Raw genomic sequence first — 19,107 nt, 5'->3', positions numbered from 1 at the left:
TCACTAGGATCATGCAACGTACTTCCTGATTGAGTGGTTTATTTTTGCTATTGTTTTATCTATGTCATTGAGGCTGAGAATCTCGCTTACAAGCACTCCCAATCTTATCTGCTACGACGATCGCTGCTTTGACTTGTTCAACCGTAATTGGAAACGGCATCGAATGAATCGATTCTTCAGGGATACAAGCCTTTTCGGCTACTTCTGTTAATTCCTCGTCACTGATCGTTTCTACCCCTAAGTCTCTCAAGCAAACAGGTAAGCCAATCGATAGCGCAAAGTTGATTACTTCAAACAACTCTTTTTGAGGTGCATTTTCTAAAACGAGTTGGCAAATCGTGCTAAAAGCGACTTTTTCACCATGGGTAGCACCATGAGCGTCATGAAGAACCGTCAAGCCATCATGAATGGCGTGAATCGCTGCTAACCCGGCACTTTCAAATCCTAACCCTGACAGGAGGATATTGGTTTCAATGACATTTTCTAATGCTGGTGTAACCACGTTACGCTCACATGCTTGCTTCGCTTTGGCACCATCTTCTAAAATCGTTTCATAGCACAGCTTCGCTAATGCATAAGCGGCTTTGGTTCCTTTCGCGGGTGGACAGCCTTCTTGTGCCCCACAAGGCAATCCAGCATTGACATTAGAAAAAGAACGTTGAGTAGCTCTTGCCTCAAAATAAGTTGATAAGGCATCTCCGATTCCAGAGACCAGAAAACGTGTCGGTGCTTGTGCGATCACGACTGTATCAATCAAAACTACGCTCGGACTTTGGACAAAATACGCGTAGTCATCAAATGCGCCCTCTTCTGTATACAAAACCGCCGAATGGCTGGTAGGTGCATCGGTTGCAACGATTGTTGGAACGATGATCAAGTTGCGACCCTCCGCCACACATTTTGCTGTATCAATGGCTTTTCCGCCCCCTAAACCAATAATACAGTCGCAGGCGTTTGCGGCAGCGATCGCTTTTAGACGAGCCACTTCTCCCCGGGTCGCTTCTCCGTGAAAATCACTTTCGACCAAAACAACTTCATAGGTGTTTGCCGTTTGATCTAATTTTTCTTTGACCCTTGCGACATCTTCTTTACTGGCAATCAATAAGGCACTTTTTCCGAATGTTTTTACAAAATACCCTAGGCGAAGCAATTCATCTTCTCCTTGCACATATTTTGCTGGACTAATAAAAGCTTTTCTCATTACACGACACTCCATTTCGTTTATTTTATTTTTAATGCAGTCAATTGTTCTATGATCTCTTGCTCAGAAGCAGCAACTTGCAACAATGCAGCTGCAGTATAGGCACTTTCAATCAGTGCAGTATCAAATAAGTGAACTGTTTTTTCGGTCAATTCCTCCGCAAGTTCCAAATTCATTTTGGCACTGCCTAAATCATAAAAAGCGAACAGTATCTGGCCTCGGTTCTCTTCAAACGCAGTTACGATCGTTTCCGCGTTTGTCCCGATTCCATTGTCCTCTAAGCCAGCTGCTAAAGTAATGGGAACATCTGGAGCAACCTCTTTGATCAAACGCTGTAAGCCAAAAGCAATTTCATAAACATGAGAGACGAGTACAATGCCGATTTTATTCATCAAAAACACCTGCTTCGATCATTGCGCCAAAAAGAAAGGCACTGGACATTGCGCCGGGATCAATATGTCCTAAAGATCGTTCCCCCAAATAAGAAGCACGACCTTTTTTGGCAACAAGATCCGCTGTTTTTTCGGCAGCTTCTTTCACGACTTCAAAGGACAAGGTTCCTGTTTCCAGAGCTACGGTTGCTGCTTCCCAAGTTTCTACCATCGTTTTATCCTTAGCTTCAGATTGTCCTCGACGTTTGATACCACTAAGTGCTGCTTCAAGAATCGCTTTGGGATTTTCCATCATGGCGCTCGTTTTCGCCATCTCTAAGAAAGCCGTGCCATAGAGGGGTCCGGATGCGCCACCCACTTTACTGATCAGAGTCATCGCTGTCTTTTTAAAAATCTCTGACACCTCCTCTACAGGTTCCTTTTCTAACGTCTCCATGACTGCTGTCATTCCTCGAGCTAGATTACTTCCGTGATCGCCATCACCGATCGCTGTATCTAGTGCATTCAAATAATCTTTTTCTGCTTGAATCGTTTGATGAAAAAGACGAAGTGTTTTTAATGAATTTTCTTTTGTAAACATTCTTTTCCCCCTTTTACCAAGCGGTATGTGCTACCGGCTCCGTTAAATAAGCCACCCATTCCGGTTCCAATTTTAATAGGGTCAATGAGATACCTGCCATATCGATTGCCGTCATAAAATTGCCGACCTTTGAAAACACCACATCGAGCTCACGATCCAAATGTTTCCGTACATCTTGATAGAAAATATATTGCTCCATCAATGGTGTACCGCCCAATCCATTGACCATCACAGCAAATTTCTCCCCATTTTCCCAAGAAAAAGCCTTTTCTAATTTCTCGATCATTTTATGAGCGATCTCATTTGAAGAACACATCGTTTCCCGAGCATAACCAGGCTCACCATGAATCCCCACACCAAACTCGATGTCTGTTTCTGCTAGTGTAAAGCCTGGACTTCCCACCTCTGGTACGGTGGCACCACTCAGTGCGACGCTGATGGTTTTTAATTGACGAACAACTTGGTTCCCAAGTGCCACTAGCTCTTCAATGGAACACCCCTGTTTGGCAGCAGCTCCTAAAATTTTATGAACAAAAACCGTGCCAGCGACCCCACGTTTTCCTTGCGTAAAGGTGCTATCCTCCACAGCGATATCATCATCAACGACCACTGTGCCAACTTCAATACCATCTAGTTCAGCGAGTTCCTTTGCCATCTCAAAGTTCATAATATCGCCAGAATAATTTTTCACGATCAAAACGACACCATTGCCGGTATTCACACTTTTGATTCCTTCGTAAATTTGATCCGGCGTAGGTGAAGTAAACACTTGCCCACAAACAGCTGCTTGTAACATTCCCTCACCGACAAAGCCCGCATGAGCTGGCTCATGACCACTTCCACCACCACTGATTAAAGAAACTTGTTTGGCGAGTTCTTTTTGTTTTACGACAAATGTATTGGGAACTTGTTCAATCGTTGATTCATTTGCTTGAACGATTCCTCGAATCATTTCTGCCAAAACATCTGTCGGTTGATTCATAATTTTTTTCATTGCTTACTTCCTTTCGGCTACGAACAGAACACTATGGAAACCTCAAGCTGTCATCCAAACTATCCACTAGAAGTTTCTCATAGTCCATCTTGATCGTTTGTTATTTTTAATTATTCCTTTTAAAAACAAAAAGCATTATTGAAAAAATCGATATTACTGTTTTGTAAAAAAAACCGTCTTTCCACTTCACATAGCTTTCCAATTTTTTAATGGAATTCATGCTTTTTTGTTGATCTTCTTATCTATAATCTTACTGTTATCCCGTTGAGTTTACAACGGACAGAAACACTAATGTGTCCGCTTTCAACGCTACCTTTATAGTAGTTCGATACTCAAAAAAAGCGTATAATCGAATTACGATTTAAGTAAAAGGAGCTGGCGTCAATGAATCGTTTTATTCGATCAAAACCACAGATACAGAAACAGATTCTTGCTGGATTTGCCTATACCTATCATGATCGCCTGCGCTGGATTCCCCGCACAGGGATTTTCCTAAAAAGAGAATTGCCAACTAATAAAGTTATTTTATTAAGTGGTGGCGGTAGTGGTCATGAACCTTCCCACATAGGCTATATTGGAAAAAACATGTTGGATGGTGCTATTATGGGATCAATCTTTGAGCCTCCTTCAGCAGAGGAGATTTTTCGTGGTATCAAGGCATCATACAACGGACATGGGACCATCTTGATCATTAAAAACTTTGCTAAAGATGTTCAAAATTTCTTACAGGCGCAAACATGGGCTACCGAAGCTGGGATGAAAGTGGATCATTTGCTTGTTTCCGACGATTGTTCGATTGAAAGTGATACCTTTATCAAACGCCGTAGAGGCGTTGCTGGAACGATTTTTGTCCACAAGCTATTGGGGGCTGCTTCAGAAGAACTACTGTCATTAAAACAATTGAAAGAATTAGGGGAACAGATCGTCCCAAGGATCAAAACACTAGGGGTTGCTTTTGCTCCGCCCTCACCTATCGCACACATTCGTCAGCAATATCACTTAGCTTCGGACGAACTAGCATTTGGCATCGGTATTCATGGAGAGTCTGGTTACCGAACTGAAAAGATCCATTCTTCTGAACGAATCGCTATTGAATTAGTCAACAAACTCAGCAAGCAATTTTCCAAAGCAGAGCTAAAAGACATCGCTCTGCTGGTCAACGGCTTAGGGGCGATCCCTCTTTTGGAACTGGCAATATTTATGAACGATGTCCAACAATTACTAGAAATTGAAGAGATTCGTGCTTCCTTTAAAAAAATGGGCAACTTTTTGACCGCCTATGATACGGATGGTCTCTCGCTTTCCTTTTTTTCCTTGAAAAACAAAAAGTGGCAAGAGTACTTGCATCTTCCGACCGATGCCTTTGGTTGGCATTAAGTCTCGCCTCTTTTGCCTCGATAAAACAAAACAGCTGTCTATTTGCTTAATCAAATAGACAGCTGCTCATATTATTCGCAAATTCTCGTCCACTTGGTTTACAGCCTTCTGACATCCACTTTGTCGTCATCGCCATAAACGCAGTCGCATAAAATTCTTCGATAAACTCACGATTTTCTTTCTTTTTACTGTTGTAGCCCCATTTTATATCCAACATCTTACTGATCAAGCCCTTTAAGTGTTCGACATAATACTCTTGAAAAGAATTTTGACCTTGAAAAGATAACACATTACAATAGAATCGCTTATTTTCTTCAAAGTAAACGAACAAGTCTTGTAATGTCGTCATCCAGTCTTCATAAGCCAAATTATCTGCTATTTTTTCAATGGCTTCTTGCTGAAAAATCCAATCGGTCAAATCATATTTGTCTTGAAAATGATTGTAATACGTTTGACGACGTATATTGGCTGCTAGCATAATCTTTGAAATAGTTACTTTCTCGAAACCAATCTCCACTACTAATTGTTTAAATGCTTTGGAAATTTTTTTCTTTACGATCATTGATTCTGCCATCTAAACACCCTTATCTAGTAAACGAATCTTCCATTTTTCTGATGCTTCCCTAATGGATAGATCTTCGACTCGTTCGGTTAATAAGATGAACCTTCCTGCCTTCGCTATACGAGTATTCTATCTAAGCTATTGTCTGTTTACAATAACAAATAATGAATATTGACAGCCGTTTTTTGCATTTCCTCCCATTGATAAGAAACCAATCGTTATTTGTGCTGATAGAGCTGGTTTCTAGGGTTCTGAAACAATCCGGTCCAACAAACAGTTAAATCATATCTAAAAAATTACTATAAAAGTAACATAACACTTTTTAATCATTTGCCTAATTTTTTTCAGCTTTCACTCATTACTCATTCCGATCAGATCAAACGTTTCCGTTGAAACGATCACTTCAAAAGATGGCCTGCTTGGTCGTGGGAATTTTATCCAGTTTGTCCGTTCTTGAAGATCGTAATACCAGCCATTTGTTGCTGCTTCAAAATCTTGACGACTTAGATATTGTGGCAGCTTTTGCCCATCTAAGGTGACCCAATAAGCACCTTTTTCTTTTGTTATCACCTTCAAGCGATAATACTCGATCGTACTGTCGAAAGTACCTGTTGTTTGAAAGTGGATGGTTTTTCTTTCTCTGCCAGTTGTCTTGATCGTCGTTAGCTTGTAATGCTGCTGTTCAAAATCATTGCTGTGTCCATCATCTTCGTACAAATCGAATCGTTGATTTTCTCCTTCACCTATTAGTAGTTCGATCTGTTTCACCGTATCAGTCGCCCGTTGATGCTCATCAGCACTTGTCACAAAGATACCATCTGCTCTAAGAAACATCGGGATATCTTCTAAGCCGACTGGAATCGTGATCACTTGACCACCCTCATAGCATGTGAATTGCTCGTTTAATTGGAACCATTGACTAACTTTTGGCAAGTAAAGGGTTCGCGTTGTCGCACCTGCTTCCAAAACATTGGCAACTAAAAGCGATGAACCAACCATGAAGGTATGAAAAGGATCTGCATAACAGTTAGGGTCTTCTTGAAATTCGTAGAACAACGGTCTGAGGATCGGATCACCCGTTCGATGGGCTTGATACATTAAGGAATAGAGGTAAGGAAGCATTTGATAGCGCAAGCGAAAGGCTTTTCGAATCAATGGATTCATTTTGTCATACATCCATGGTTGCGTAACTGTGTTATCATCGTTGGCAGAATTGATACAAAAACGCGGTTGAAAAATACCATTTTGAATCCAGCGCAGTAATAATTCTGCATCTGGTGCACCGCCAGCAAAACCACCAATGTCACAGCCAGTATTTGCTACCCCAGACAAACCCATCCCGATGATCGTATCGATATTATATCGGAGCGTCCGCCAGTCAGTGAGATTGTCTCCCGCCCAAGTTTGCGCATAACGCTGAATCCCGGCATAGCCTGCTCGATTGATGATATACGGTCGCTTATTGGGAAAAACTTCTTTGATCGCTTGTTTTGCCGTATAGGCCATCATGTTGGCTTGGATCGGTTTTAATTCTGCAATTTGACCTCGTTCTGCTCCTTCGCCACAAAGCGCTTGTTTCTCTTCGATCCCATCGTATTCGCAATTATCGTTCCAGACGGTAGTTGTCCCTTTTTCTAAAATCGATGCTTTCAACATTTTTTTCCATGTATTGCGCCCTGATGCTTTTAAGAAATCAACAAAACGACCTTCACCACCCCACCAGCGACCATAGTAATCTTGTTCACCGTCGCAGTCTTTCACAAACACATCATTTGCTTCAAATTCCTCTTTAAAGGGATGCTTTTCTAAAATACCCGGTTTCAAATTCACGATAACATTGATTCCTAGCTGGTTCATTTTGTTAAAAAACGCATTTGGATCAGGAAAACGCGTTTTATTCCAATGAAACACATACCTCAGATTATCTTCTTCACCAGAGGAATAGCCCGAAGCTAGCTTAAAATTATCGATCATCATACCATTGGCACGATGCTTTTCAATCACACCATAGATTTCTTGGTCACAATTTTTGTCAAGTTCTGCATAATACATCGTAGATGCAGTAAAACCTAGGCTGTGTTTAGGCGGCATAGCTTGCTTGCCGGTTAGATCGGTGTAGCGATTGACAACTTCTTTTACTGAAGGACCGTTGATAAAAAAGAGATCAATCTCGTTACCATCTGTTTGATAATAGCTATAGGGGTCCCAATAACCACTGATCTCATTGCCCATATCAAATACAGACTCATAAGAATTGTTATAAAAGAGACCAATCGCTGTTTGGTTGCTTTCACTCAGACGAATATAGAAAGGGATATGCTTGTATAACGGATCACCAAACTCTGGATCGTGACCAATTGCGTCTTTGGCGGACATGCGCATTCGTCTGCCTTTTTTATCATGGTGCCCTGTCTTTTCGCCAAAACCATAAAAATGATCGGTTTTTGGTTCGATTTTATTATAATGGTACGCTCTGCCTAGCTGGTCGATCTCAAAAGCCCGTTCTGGCAAATCAGAGTAAATCAATTCGTCATTCTGGTTGTAGATTCTGAAATGGAAAGGTGCTTTGTGGATGATCACCTTTAACTTTTTGGCAGGAAAAATCAAGGTATCTTCCGTTTCTTCACACGGAACAGTAACCGCTGCGACTCGCTTACGCTCCTCCTTCAATAAGGAGTCCAAGCGATCCTCCCAAGCCGTCATTACTAAGGCATACGATTTTTCGATAAATGTCCGATCAAAAGAGGCGCGGATTCGGACAATATCTTCCGTGAGAAATAGTAGTTGAATCGTTGCTTCTTCGGTATGGATCAAGTAATCATCGGGTCGTTTTTCAAGATAAAGAAATGTTTTCACTCTCATAATAGTCCCCTTTTCCCTGAATCAATGCACAGTCCAAGAGACAGGGATTGAATTTTGAATCATTTATTTCTTTCGTAAAAACCATCGCAGCGATTTCACTCAAGACACGCAAATTGACGATTTGCGGTATCCCTAAAAATTTTCTGAGCTGGACTTTTTTCGTTCTCGTGTAGATCGATGCTTGTTGCTGCTCTTCGATCCAGTGAAAAAATTCATGTCCGAAAACTAGGTTCGCAATTTCTGTGTCAGTGCTCTTGATTGCCCTGTTTTCTAAAAAGGCTGCTACCTGTGTGATTGCTGCCTTATTGATGAATAATTGATTAGGTGGATGAAATTGCCCTAAGACCATTCCACTAGCATTTAAGGGCACTTGATTTCGCAACAATAGCTTGTTTTGTTTGCAGATGGTCCCCCTATCAAAGGGGTGACCATACATTTCTAAAAATTCTTTGGCAGCAGTTTTGCCACATTGTCGTGCTTGCACAATCAGCTCCACATGATCTAATCCTTGGTATTTGCAAGCAATGGGATCGGTCATGAATAGATAATTCGCCCAAAATTCGTCATCGTATTGCGTTAGTTCCTTCAATGGTCGTCTTAAAATAGTCATGGGATTCATCATTGATCACCTAATTACGTTTGCTTGATGTTTCCTGCGACCAGTAAAACTTCTGTATCCCCTTGTAAATCATCTAGCTCAATGCCCATCAATAACGCTAGCTGCTCAAGCGTTGAAGCTGAGAAGTCCATCACTCGTGAACCAAAACAGACATAAAACTCTGGTCGAACAATGATCTCACTTTGATAAACAGACATTTCTTCCCACAATTTCGCCACTGCCTCTCGGTAAGTGGCAATCGTTGCTTTTGCTGCCAAAGCATTCGCTCGTTGCACTTTGATAAAGCCTTTTTTATCTAAGATGCGAACTTGAGTGGGACCGTCATGTGTCGCTTCACTAAACACGAAGAAGGCATTGGTTTTCGCCAATAAGGTCGTTTGCTGCTCCGTCAAGCGCATGTCTTTGGCAGCCAAAGACAATGCTTCTTCTTCCGAACATTCTTTTAACAGATCCATGGCTTTGACTTCGGTGGAACCAGTCGCAATCGCGGTCACTTTTGACGTCTGTTGATCGATTTCAATATGAACTTCGATCGTTTCGGCACTTGCCCCACTATCGATCGCCTTATCTAGTGCTTCTTGTTTGATGGCACGAATGTCTTCTGGACTTGGTGATGGGATGATCCGCTCAACGACATCACGCACCATGGCTAAAGCAACACCAATGGAAGAAATCACTTCTGCATTTTCTGGGATATCATATTTCACTTGGTCTTTATTTGAATAATACGTAATCAGGGAGGAGGCACCGCCACCTACCCCTACTAAGGAGATTTGGTCTTTTTCTAGCTTGTATTTATCTACCAGTTCGTTGATGACCGGTGCAATCTTTTGATAAGATTTTTCCATGATTTGGTTCGCGATATCCTCCACTGTCGTCTTGCAATATTCCGCCAACACTTGCATCGCTTTGCGTGCAGAAGGAATGTTTCCATAAGAGAAATGATTCGGTTCTACCAAACCTAAGACATTGGCTGCGCAGGAGTTTGTAATGGTGACAGCTGAACCGTCTTCCATGAGAATTCGGACGTAATCGGCAGGATCACCAGGCTTAGGTGAAAAGAAATCGACCTTTGGCTGATTGATTTTCTCAGTATCGGTGTATACGGCATAATCAAGCCCTGCGATATGTGCAGAACGTGGGCCGACGTCAATGATGCCATTTTTATCCGCGCGAACCATTGAACCACCTGCAACGCCGAGGATTCGTACATCTAATGAACTGATGTACGTAGCATGACCACCCACGATAGAATAATCGATCGTGGGCCGTCCATTTTTGATGACACCGATATTGGTGGTCGTTCCACCAACTTCAAAATAGATGCCATTTGAAGCCCGCAGATACATCAATGAACCCATGACTGAAGCAGCCGGTCCTGACAACATCGTCAATACGGGACGACGCTTCATTTCAGTGATTTCCATCACCCCACCGTCACCACGCATGATCATCAACGGAACAGTTACGCCTGCTTGTCGAACGGCATTTTCGGTTGATGTAGCGGTATTTAGCATTTTTGGTAAAATACTGGCATTGATTACTGCCGTACGGGTTCGCCGCGTTAAGCCATATAGCTTCGTGATATCTGATGCCATCGTAGAAGGAATATTTTTTTGCTTCGCTACATTGGAAACCAGCTCCTCGGGACCGATATCATCTACCCCAAACGCCATGGAAGAAACGATGACCTCCGCTGATTCTTGCTTTAGCGTGGCAATTTTGTCACCGATTTTGTCTTCGGATACTTCTTTTAGTTTCAGAAATTCATTAGCGATCTGAATTTCTTTGCCTTCTCCTAAAATAATATTTTTTATGTTTAATTGTTTCTTCGCCAGAAACCCTTCTAAGCCGCCTTTGGCTATGCCTAAAATCCCTACTTTCGCCACGTCACCTTCAATTAATGCATTGGTCGCCTGCGTGGTACTATGGGCAACAAAAATCACTTCTTCCGGAGCAATATTGTTTTCTTTTAAACAATTTTGAAAGGTCTGAATAACACCTTTTGCCACTCCTGAAACATCATCGTGGGTTGTTTTGACGGAAGATTTCCCAATAATCTCATGAGTCGCATTATCGATCGCTACCGCTTTTGTATGGGTTCCACCCACGTCAATTCCCATCCGTACTTTTCTTGTCATGTTCTATACCACTCTTTTCTAGCCTTTTGTGCTGATTTTTTACATTAAAGATCCGTACATGAGATAGACAACGATTGCCATAATGACACATAGGGTCGCTGACGTTGGAATCCCAAGACGCATATAATCTTTGGACTGTACTTTGGCATAATCCAATGCCCAGACTGCTCCTGAAAGGGTAATGTCTAGTCCTTGGGGAATGATCGTTGTCACGATAAACAATGGATAGAGAAATTGAATCGGCCAACTTGTTACCGCAGCTACGACATGTAAAAGTGCAAGACCGCTTCCGACTAAGTTCATCGGCCCTCTAAAATGCCCTAAGACACCAAAGACGCCAAACACGATCACCAATCCTAATGTGGTTGCAGGAATCACTGGGCTTAATAATGCACCTAGATAAGGAGCGACATACGCAGCTGCCGCATTGTAAGTGGCGATGGCTAACAAAAACGCCATCATCGGTGCAACACTGATTGCCCCATCAGACCCATATTTGGCAATTTTCCGACTGGCCTCCACAAAGCCGCCTTTTAGATGCCCTGTCGTGATCAGTGCAAACAAACTGGATAAAATAAAGGAAAGGATCACGGGTAGATTAAATGCAATCAATAAAATGACAGGCATAGCAACGGAAATCAGTGAAATGGCCGGGGCACTTTTCGCAGTAGACTGCCCTGCATCCCATGAATAGACTTTTCTAGCTTTCCCGATCTTCACATTAACGATCGTCAAGATCACGATCAAAGAAATCGTCGCTGCCACGATCGCAAACGGGAAATAATCATTGTAACTATAATTCGCAAATTCTGGACTCGTCGTTTCGAAAATCGTTTGATACTGTTGGAAATTCACTACATTCAAGAAGGAGGCACTCACTCCCGCTGAACCAATAAAAGCAAAAACGGAAACAAGTGGTGAGATACCTAATGCCAGCATGATTGGTAAAACAACTACCCCAATAGCAATGTATGGTCCGACACCAGTTAACGAAGTGAACAATACCGCTGTAACCAAGCACAGCAAGTTGACGGTCACTCGTGGATGATCGCCGCCTAATTCCACGGTCTTACGAATCAAAGTTGAAGCAATCCCTGTTTCAATCAAAACGGTACCAAAGAATGCCCCGAACAACACATTGACTAAAACATTTCGTCCGTAGGCTTCGGGGCCCGCTTGGAAGACATCCGTCAGCACTTCAACCGCGGTTAATCCCTCCATAGCACTATTGGGCTCAATCATATTTCCGGCAAAACTAATAGCGATCCAAATCGCACTCATTAAGAAAAAGCCAACGGTCATGTTATAGCCCTTGATACAATAAAAAGCCATAAATAAAATCGACAAAATGACCAATCCGCCTAATACCTGTGTAATCATTTCTTTTCCTCCTCGTTTTTACATTTCTTTTTCTTACATCCCTAACAAATCAAAGTTTTCAAAGGAGATCACCACTTGATAATCTACTTTTGGATTTGGGTATTTGATAAAGACTTGCCCCATGGTTTGACTATAGTACCAGCCTTCCTTCGCAGCCTCGAATTGCTTTCGATGCTGAAAATGAGGAACAAGCTGATCATCAATCGTTACCCAAAAAGGCGCTTTTTCATGGTTGATGATTTTTAAAAGAATCTTTTCGATCTGTGTTGGATAGTCACCCGTTCGTTTCACTGTCACTTTGACCTGTTCTCCAGGTTCCACATGGATCTCTTCTTTGACGTAGGCGCCTGTCTTGTAAGCCAATGATTTCCCGTCATCTTCATAATGGGTGAAGTGACAAGCTTGATCTGGTGCCACTAAAATCTCTAGATCAGTGACCGCCTCAGAATGAAGATTTCTCACTTCATTCGCTGCAAAAAGGGTGATAGATCCACCAATCACGAACAATGGGACACTATCGATCGTCACAGGAATGGCTAGTGTTTGGCCCCCTTGGTACTTCTGTCGTGAATAAAAGTCATAATACACTGCCCCTTCTGGCAAATAGACCTCACGGACTTTTTGGCCTTTTTCCACGACATTCGCTACGAGTAATGATTCTCCGACAATAAAATCAATGCCATTGTCATAACAGTTCGCATCCTCTAGAAATTTCATAAAGGTCGGTTGAATAATTGGCAAACCAGTCTCAGCCGCCCGCACCATCAAGGAATAATAATACGGAATCATTTTGTATCGAAATTGGATCGCCTCTGCAATCCGTTGCTTACTTGCAGAAAACATCCAGGGTTCAGTCACCGTATTATCAGTATTAGTTGAGTGAATCGAGAAGCGGGGCTGGAAAATCCCATTTTGGACCCAGCGGACAAACAGCTCTTCTTCAGGAGCATCCCCATAAAAGCCACCGATATCACAGCCATAATTGGTCACCCCAGAAAGCGCCATTCCTAAAACTGTCGCGATGTTGTATTTTAGCGACTCCCAACTCGTTCGGTTATCCCCAGACCACGATTGGGCAAAACGCTGAATTCCCGCATGGCCTGCCCGACAAACCACAAAAGGTCGGGTGTTCGGGTGCTCTTCTATGATGGCTTCGGTTGTGATTTGGCACATAAGATTTGCCATGATTGGACGCAGCTGACCAATGGTACCGGTTTTCCCATCATAAAAACAACGAGCATCTTGATCGACAATACTTTCATATTCACAATTATCATTCCAAACACTGGTTACACCGTAAGATAAGACATGTTCCTTTAAATACTTTTTCCAAATCCTCCGTGTATGGGGATTGGTAAAATCAGCGAAAACTCCTTTTCCTCCCCACCAAGTACCTAAAGCATTTTTACCTTTGTCCATGCTGTCTTTCACAAAAATTTGTTCTTCTTGAAGCGCCTGAAAGAATGGGTGCGTTAAGAGAATCCCGGGTTTGACATTAGGCGAGGTCGTGACACCCCGTTTCTCCATCTCAGCGAAGAATCCTTTAGGGTCTTTAAATCGTTCCTTGTTCCACGTAAAAAAGTAGCGCTGCCCCTCATGATTGCAATAGCCTGAAGATAACTGGAAGCCATCGATCGGTACCGATTCTTCTTTAGCGGTATCGATGAAATCAATGATCGCTTGATCGCAATCTTTAGCTAGTTCAGAATAATACATGGAAGAACCTAGGTAGCCCAATGCATATTTAGGTAGCATCGCCGACCGTCCAGTCAACGAGGTATAGCGCTGAACCACTTCTTTAATCGTTGGTCCTGCAATAAAAAATAAGTCAATGTCTCCACCGTCTACTCGAAAACGACTGTGCTTCTTCCAATAATTACTATGTGAACGCCCCATATCAAAATCACATTCATACGTGGTGTGATAAAAGTAACCACTGGCAACTTTTGTTCGCTTATTGCTTTTTACATAGAAGGGAATGTGTTTATAAAGAGAATCGGCATTTTTAGGGTCATAGCCCATCGTATCGCGAGGACTCATAACCATAAAAGTATGACTTTTCTCTATGGCACCTGTTTTTTCCCCAAATCCGTAGAAGCAATCTCCCTCTACTATTTCACTGGTGTGGATTTTGCGCTTATTCGCATCTTCCATCAATGCAAGATCGACGATATCTTTGTGCAAAACCAAGTCCTCTTGGTCGTAAATCACCAATTGATAGGGATCCTTGTAGAGAAACACTTTCAATTTCTTGCCGATCAACCCAATCTTGTCTTCCTCTTCAAGGACCTGAAATTCTTGTAAATTGACTCGCTGACGCTCTGCTCCAATCAACTGATCGAAGCGATCTTCCCAGCCAGTCAACACTAGACTGTAAGACGCCTCATCAAATTCCTCATCAAAGCTGGCACCAATCCGAATAATTTCGTCAGTCAAGAACATGATCTTCACTAAACAGCCATTTGTTCGAATCAAAAAACAGTGATTTTCTTCTTGACTATCGATGACACTTGTTGCAATCTTCATATATACCTCCTTAAACGATTGTCACAAAAACGGACTTAGAAATCGCTTTCACTTACACTAAAAAAAATAATTGCTTTCTATCTATGAAGAGCAATTTTCTATGACCGTTTGCTTATTGATAATAGTAACTTCTCATATATTAATATACAACGGACAGATTTCGAGAATTGTCCTCCTCACTTCTGCAACCTGAGTCTGATCCTTTGGGTTGCCTTTTCGATAGCGAAGTGATTTATAATACGTTTAGTCTATTCAGCAAAAAGGAGTGTTCAAATGGTTTTCTTCTATCAATTCATGCTAGGATTGTTTGCCAGCATATTCGTTGCAGCGTCAGCATTCGTCTTTCAGTGGCTGACTATTTCTGGCGCACTGGCTGCGATTCTTTGCGGCACACTGGTTATTGGCTTTGGTCCGTGGTACAGCATCTTTTTGATTGGCTTTTTCTTTGCCAGCTCTGGCATCATTGGTCTTTTAAAGAAAATGCGCCGTCAGCCAGAGTTAGCTGTGCTTGCCAAAGGTGCTCGCCGTGATGCAAAACAAGTCTTTGCAAACATCGCACCAAGCATCTTTGCTCTACTGCTTGCCTTTTGGACGAAAGAACCGCTATTCCTTTGGGGATTTGTGGCGGGAATCGCTAGCTGTACGGCTGACACTTGGGGCTCAGAAATCGGCGTGCTGAGTCCAAGTCCACCGCGTCACTTACTAACGGGAAAAAAATTACCACCGGGACTTTCCGGCGGTGTTAGTTGGTTGGGAACTGCCGCTTCCCTAGCAGGGAGTCTCGCCATCACTGGTTTATTCGCAGCAGCCTTATGGTTGAACGGCAAGCCGTTCTCCCTTGATCTCTGGTTGACTTTGACTGCTTTAGGCTTTTGCGGTAGTCTTTTGGACAGCTTACTGGGCGCAGCGATTCAGGTGCGCTATCAATGCCCAGTCTGTCACCAATACACCGAAAAAAAAGTCCACCACGACGTTGCGACCAAGCAAGTCGGCGGTCTTTCCTTTGTAACGAATGAAGGGGTCAATTTGCTGACTTCAATAGTGATCGTTATTTTGACTGTGTGTTTCTTTTACTTAAAAAATGTCTAACGCATCATAAAAAAAGCAGCAAGGCATCTCACTAATGTGATGTGTCTTGCTGCTTTTTGATTCAATACCCGTTAAGCAATATCCACCAAGCGGATCTTCGTGACATTTTTGTAGACAGACAATTCTTCGATCACTTCAGAAAAGCCTAGTCCTCGCGGGAGATCAATCGTATAAATGTTGGTATAAATGCGATAGTCTTCCATGAATTTGACATCAAAATTGACATCTTCGATCACGATATTTTTCTCTTGGAAGTACTCCGTCAAAAACTCTTTGGTCTCGGTGCGATGAATGTACTGGATCTCCAATTTCTTTGCTGTTGGTACGCGAACGATCCGCTTAACGATCGTCAATGCAAAGAAGATCCCGATAAAACTGCTTAATGCGATGGTGTAAAAGCCCATCCCGATGGCAATTCCTAAACCGGCGATCGCCCATAAGGAAGCAGCCGTCGTCAACCCCGTCACGGAGCGCTTCGTCACAATGATCGTTCCGGCGCCTAGAAAACCGACCCCGCTGACGACTTGTGCAATCAATCGTGCTTCGTCCGAACGAATCACGCCTGCTAAATCTGGATGATCCAGCGCATCTCGCATGGCACCTGTGGCGATCTCCACTTGGATCAAAGCAATGACACAAGCCCCCATGCAAACCAAGATATGGGTTCTAAGACCAGCTGGTCGGCTTTTGTACTGCCGCTCGTACCCAATCGTGCCACCCATGACCATCGCCAACAGCAACCTCAGTGCTACTTCAGGAATGGATAAATGCATATCAACCATTTGCATCACTCTTTTCTTCGTATTCTCTCTTTTAACTATAGCATCTCTGATGGAAAAAAGGAAAAAACATCGCTAGAGCGGCCAAATAAAAAAAGCCTCCTCAGAAATAAGCAAGATAGATCCGAACCATCGCTCGCAGCTGCGCTGGCATTACTGCACAAGCGCAGAGGGAAGCTGCAAGGATGGCGCGTTTTCCTTCTGACTTATTTCTGAAAAGGGCTGATTTTGTTTTACAGGTTGCTGGCAGCAGCCTCGTCGATGATCACGATCACGTCATCATGCTTTTGTAAAACTGAAGCTGGTAATTCGTTGGTTACGGGTCCTTCGATCATTTTTTGGATCGCATCCGCTTTGACTTCGCCAAATGCCATCAAAATGATCTTTTTGCTTTGCATGATTGAACCGATCCCCATGGAAATTGCCGTCGTTGGGACGTCTTCGACTTTATCAAAGTAGCGTTTGTTGGCATTGATGGTCGATTCAGTCAAATCAACGACTGAGGTCGTTCCTTCAAAGGATGCACCAGGTTCGTTGAAGCCGATATGTCCGTTTTGACCAATACCCAAGATTTGGATATCAACTGGGTGATCCGCAATCACGCCATCGTAGCGTTGACATTCCGCTTCTAAATCTTCCGCTTTGCCGTTTGGTACGAAGGTTTCTTTGAATGGTTTTTTGTTGAATAAATGTGCATTCATGAAGTAACGATAGCTTTGTTCGTCTTCGCCGCCTAATCCAACATATTCATCTAAGTTGACTGAAGTCATTTCTGAAAAATCAACTTCACTGGCAGTCATTTCTGCATAAAGGGTTTCTGGCGTGCTTCCTGTTGCTAAACCTAGCACTTTGGCACCATTTGCCATACCTTCTTGTATCAATTCAAAAGCTTTCTTTCCGCCTTGAGCAGCATCTTTAACGCGAATAATTTCCATGATCAGCGCTCCGTTTCTATTTGGTATAGTCCAATAATACCACAGGTTGTGTTGAATTACAATAATTAGTCTAGACCAGATGACGATTTTTTCTCGGCAATCAAAAAAAGACGAGCTCTAAAATGCGCTCGTCTCTACTCGTATTCTACTTGTTTACCAATTCGTATAAACATCAATACCGCTATGACCGACACCTGTGTCATAGACTTTGTAGGCACCTAAGGATGATTGACCGGTCGAACCTTTCGGTTGATTGTCACTGGCAACAACGATGTACCCATCGGCATCACGGATGGTTCCGTCAGAGGCTACATGGCGTCCAGGGATGTTCAATCCGCCTCCTGGCAAAACTTTTTGTGAGTAGTACGATTCTCTCACACCATTGAAGTAGTTGATCCCATCCACTGGATTCAGGACTCCAGAACCAGCACCAGGAATGCTTGAAAGGGTTTGATTCACGTTAGCAGTCGCTGTAGATTCACTTTTTTCTGTGCTTTCTTTCGTACTTGTTTCTTTGTTTTCTACTGATTGGCCATCGTTAGAAACCAACAATGTTTCGCCATCAAAAATCATATTTGGATTTTCGATCGAATCATTCAAAGCTAAAAGGTCTTCGATCGTTGTTTGATAAGTAGCAGCGATCCCAGATAGGGTGTCTCCTGGTTCGACAACATGGGTTTGTTCTGCTGCTGAAACAACTGTTCCTCCAACGAATAAACCAAATCCTGCAACAACTGTAAATGCAAATTTTTTCAAATGAAAAAACCTCTCTTTTGATTATTTGTCCCGCTATCGGGCACAAGTAAGAGAATAACATTACAATATTGCAGGAAGGTTTCAGAAATGTTTTTCATTATCACAATTGTTAAACAGAAAATTACAAGCTTTTTGTTGATAAACAGTAAACTTACAATATTGTTATCCATTTCGATGAATGATTTTGGCTCCATCATGCTATAGTAAACCCAGTAATTGAAAGGATCGATGCACATGAAAAAACTACTTTTGACGCTTGGCGTTTTGATTTTAGCAGTAGGTGGCTATTTTGGCTGCACTTACTATACAACAACTTATCAAGGGATAACGGCCTATGCCATCACGCCCAACAAAGTCCCAGAAAAGACCCAAACGTACAGCGATTCCGGTGAAAAAATCGATGGCTCCTTTACGTATAAGTACACGTTTGAGTTTGTTAAGAAAAACGGTGAGAAAGAACTCATGACCTATGATCTTTCTGGTGAAAATGTGAAGCCATTCGCGCCAAATACCTTAGTCAAAGCAGAGATCAGTAAAACCCGTGTCATCTCGGGTCCCAATGAAGTCCCTCAATCAGAAGTCCCAGCAAAAATACTGTCTGAGCTGGAAACCTTTGACGAATAAGGACTTCTTACAAGAAACTTTCTACTTTTTAAGGTTCATTTTACTTTGACCGGCTATGCTAGCTTTATACCAAAATTATTTTTCTTCCTCTTACCAGTCCTCGCCCGACTGGTATTTTTTATTTTTTCTCAATGATCAGGCAAAATTTACGCGCCTTATAGACAGAACCGCTCTAGCTTCGCAATGTTTTTCTGTTCAAATTTTGATCAACCAGTTATTGACTATCGGAAATAAATAAACCGAGAATTATTAGGATAAAAGCTGAGTTCATCATAAAAAAACCGCTAGAT

At 42.4% G+C, this 19,107-nt stretch carries 16 protein-coding genes; 3 read left to right on the top strand and 13 right to left on the bottom strand.

The window, feature by feature from the left end; translation table 11 throughout:
• Window positions 1-64 precede the first annotated feature (64 nt).
• From IGI94_RS03435 to dhaK, 4 genes are read right to left on the bottom strand one after another with little or no spacing between them, the layout of a single operon-like run.
• Window positions 65-1,201: a glycerol dehydrogenase gene (locus IGI94_RS03435; RefSeq protein ID WP_438899436.1), complete on the bottom strand. Its 1,137-nt coding sequence runs from the start codon at window positions 1,199-1,201 to the stop codon at window positions 65-67.
• Window positions 1,202-1,221: 20 nt separating this feature from the next.
• Window positions 1,222-1,593, bottom strand: a complete 372-nt coding sequence (dhaM, locus tag IGI94_RS03430; protein WP_016620567.1) for a dihydroxyacetone kinase phosphoryl donor subunit DhaM — start codon at window positions 1,591-1,593, stop codon at window positions 1,222-1,224.
• Window positions 1,586-2,173 carry a dihydroxyacetone kinase subunit DhaL gene (dhaL, locus tag IGI94_RS03425; protein WP_016620566.1) on the bottom strand — a complete coding sequence of 196 codons (588 nt, stop codon included), beginning with the start codon at window positions 2,171-2,173 and terminating at the stop codon, window positions 1,586-1,588. Before dhaL ends, dhaM begins: the two co-directional genes overlap by 8 nt.
• 13 nt (window positions 2,174-2,186) lie before the next feature.
• Complete coding sequence (gene dhaK / locus IGI94_RS03420; RefSeq protein WP_061053812.1) at window positions 2,187-3,167, bottom strand: dihydroxyacetone kinase subunit DhaK; 981 nt, start codon at window positions 3,165-3,167, stop codon at window positions 2,187-2,189.
• 384 nt (window positions 3,168-3,551) lie between these two features.
• Here dhaK and IGI94_RS03415 point away from each other — a divergent pair, with 384 nt between their 5' ends.
• Window positions 3,552-4,544, top strand: coding sequence for a dihydroxyacetone kinase subunit DhaK (locus tag IGI94_RS03415; RefSeq protein ID WP_016620564.1), 993 nt, complete (start codon window positions 3,552-3,554; stop codon window positions 4,542-4,544).
• A 46-nt stretch (window positions 4,545-4,590) separates the two neighbouring features.
• Here IGI94_RS03415 and dhaS read toward each other — a convergent pair whose 3' ends face one another.
• From dhaS to IGI94_RS03385, 6 genes are all read right to left on the bottom strand, one after another.
• Window positions 4,591-5,118 (bottom strand): dihydroxyacetone kinase transcriptional activator DhaS, encoded by a 528-nt coding sequence (gene dhaS, locus IGI94_RS03410; protein ID WP_016620563.1) that lies wholly within the window; start codon window positions 5,116-5,118, stop codon window positions 4,591-4,593.
• A 339-nt stretch (window positions 5,119-5,457) separates the two neighbouring features.
• The gene (locus tag IGI94_RS03405) at window positions 5,458-7,968 is read right to left on the bottom strand and encodes a glycoside hydrolase family 31 protein (protein ID WP_016620562.1); all 2,511 of its coding nucleotides are present in this window, start codon (window positions 7,966-7,968) and stop codon (window positions 5,458-5,460) included.
• A complete protein-coding gene (locus IGI94_RS03400) occupies window positions 7,940-8,578 on the bottom strand; it encodes a hypothetical protein (protein ID WP_194199794.1) in 639 nt (212 codons plus the stop codon). The genes IGI94_RS03405 and IGI94_RS03400 overlap by 29 nt, the downstream gene beginning before the upstream one ends.
• A 23-nt stretch (window positions 8,579-8,601) precedes the next feature.
• Window positions 8,602-10,728: a hydantoinase/oxoprolinase family protein gene (locus tag IGI94_RS03395; RefSeq protein ID WP_438899435.1), complete on the bottom strand. Its 2,127-nt coding sequence runs from the start codon at window positions 10,726-10,728 to the stop codon at window positions 8,602-8,604.
• 39 nt (window positions 10,729-10,767) lie between these two features.
• Window positions 10,768-12,108, bottom strand: a complete 1,341-nt coding sequence (locus IGI94_RS03390; protein WP_438899434.1) for a citrate transporter — start codon at window positions 12,106-12,108, stop codon at window positions 10,768-10,770.
• A 33-nt stretch (window positions 12,109-12,141) separates the two neighbouring features.
• Window positions 12,142-14,634 carry a TIM-barrel domain-containing protein gene (locus IGI94_RS03385; RefSeq protein WP_438899433.1) on the bottom strand — a complete coding sequence of 831 codons (2,493 nt, stop codon included), beginning with the start codon at window positions 14,632-14,634 and terminating at the stop codon, window positions 12,142-12,144.
• Window positions 14,635-14,907: 273 nt separating this feature from the next.
• Here IGI94_RS03385 and IGI94_RS03380 point away from each other — a divergent pair, with 273 nt between their 5' ends.
• Window positions 14,908-15,723, top strand: a complete 816-nt coding sequence (locus IGI94_RS03380) for a DUF92 domain-containing protein (RefSeq protein ID WP_438899432.1) — start codon at window positions 14,908-14,910, stop codon at window positions 15,721-15,723.
• A gap of 71 nt (window positions 15,724-15,794) precedes the next feature.
• On the opposite strand, the gene IGI94_RS03375 is transcribed toward IGI94_RS03380, so the two are convergent.
• The 3 genes from IGI94_RS03375 to IGI94_RS03365 all read right to left on the bottom strand — a co-directional run bounded on the left by IGI94_RS03375 (window position 15,795) and on the right by IGI94_RS03365 (window position 18,193).
• Window positions 15,795-16,505 carry an MgtC/SapB family protein gene (locus IGI94_RS03375; protein ID WP_429970148.1) on the bottom strand — a complete coding sequence of 237 codons (711 nt, stop codon included), beginning with the start codon at window positions 16,503-16,505 and terminating at the stop codon, window positions 15,795-15,797.
• Window positions 16,506-16,735: 230 nt separating this feature from the next.
• Window positions 16,736-17,437, bottom strand: a complete 702-nt coding sequence (nagB, locus tag IGI94_RS03370; RefSeq protein WP_008377071.1) for a glucosamine-6-phosphate deaminase — start codon at window positions 17,435-17,437, stop codon at window positions 16,736-16,738.
• A gap of 153 nt (window positions 17,438-17,590) precedes the next feature.
• Window positions 17,591-18,193 (bottom strand): LysM peptidoglycan-binding domain-containing protein, encoded by a 603-nt coding sequence (locus IGI94_RS03365; protein ID WP_438899431.1) that lies wholly within the window; start codon window positions 18,191-18,193, stop codon window positions 17,591-17,593.
• Between the two features lie 234 nt (window positions 18,194-18,427).
• Here IGI94_RS03365 and IGI94_RS03360 point away from each other — a divergent pair, with 234 nt between their 5' ends.
• A complete protein-coding gene (locus IGI94_RS03360) occupies window positions 18,428-18,817 on the top strand; it encodes a YxeA family protein (protein ID WP_438899430.1) in 390 nt (129 codons plus the stop codon).
• Window positions 18,818-19,107 lie beyond the last annotated feature (290 nt).

Origin of the sequence: Enterococcus sp. AZ149 (genome assembly GCF_051714285.1) — a bacterium.
Lineage (GTDB): Bacteria > Bacillota > Bacilli > Lactobacillales > Enterococcaceae > Enterococcus_D > Enterococcus_D entomosocium.
This window is presented reverse-complemented; position numbering and strand designations above follow the sequence as displayed.

Excerpts from the sequence above, each read along its gene's own strand:
- IGI94_RS03380 (WP_438899432.1), top strand. The coding sequence starts at position 14,908 with ATGGTTTTCTTCTATCAATTCATGCTAGGATTGTTTGCCAGCATATTC.
- dhaS (WP_016620563.1), bottom strand. The coding sequence starts at position 5,118 with ATGGCAGAATCAATGATCGTAAAGAAAAAAATTTCCAAAGCATTTAAA.
- dhaL (WP_016620566.1), bottom strand. The coding sequence starts at position 2,173 with ATGTTTACAAAAGAAAATTCATTAAAAACACTTCGTCTTTTTCATCAA.
- IGI94_RS03395 (WP_438899435.1), bottom strand. The coding sequence starts at position 10,728 with ATGACAAGAAAAGTACGGATGGGAATTGACGTGGGTGGAACCCATACA.
- IGI94_RS03400 (WP_194199794.1), bottom strand. The coding sequence starts at position 8,578 with ATGACTATTTTAAGACGACCATTGAAGGAACTAACGCAATACGATGAC.
- IGI94_RS03415 (WP_016620564.1), top strand. The coding sequence starts at position 3,552 with ATGAATCGTTTTATTCGATCAAAACCACAGATACAGAAACAGATTCTT.
- IGI94_RS03385 (WP_438899433.1), bottom strand. The coding sequence starts at position 14,634 with ATGAAGATTGCAACAAGTGTCATCGATAGTCAAGAAGAAAATCACTGT.
- IGI94_RS03435 (WP_438899436.1), bottom strand. The coding sequence starts at position 1,201 with ATGAGAAAAGCTTTTATTAGTCCAGCAAAATATGTGCAAGGAGAAGAT.
- nagB (WP_008377071.1), bottom strand. The coding sequence starts at position 17,437 with ATGGAAATTATTCGCGTTAAAGATGCTGCTCAAGGCGGAAAGAAAGCT.
- IGI94_RS03390 (WP_438899434.1), bottom strand. The coding sequence starts at position 12,108 with ATGATTACACAGGTATTAGGCGGATTGGTCATTTTGTCGATTTTATTT.
- IGI94_RS03375 (WP_429970148.1), bottom strand. The coding sequence starts at position 16,505 with ATGGTTGATATGCATTTATCCATTCCTGAAGTAGCACTGAGGTTGCTG.
- IGI94_RS03360 (WP_438899430.1), top strand. The coding sequence starts at position 18,428 with ATGAAAAAACTACTTTTGACGCTTGGCGTTTTGATTTTAGCAGTAGGT.
- IGI94_RS03405 (WP_016620562.1), bottom strand. The coding sequence starts at position 7,968 with ATGAGAGTGAAAACATTTCTTTATCTTGAAAAACGACCCGATGATTAC.
- dhaK (WP_061053812.1), bottom strand. The coding sequence starts at position 3,167 with ATGAAAAAAATTATGAATCAACCGACAGATGTTTTGGCAGAAATGATT.
- dhaM (WP_016620567.1), bottom strand. The coding sequence starts at position 1,593 with ATGAATAAAATCGGCATTGTACTCGTCTCTCATGTTTATGAAATTGCT.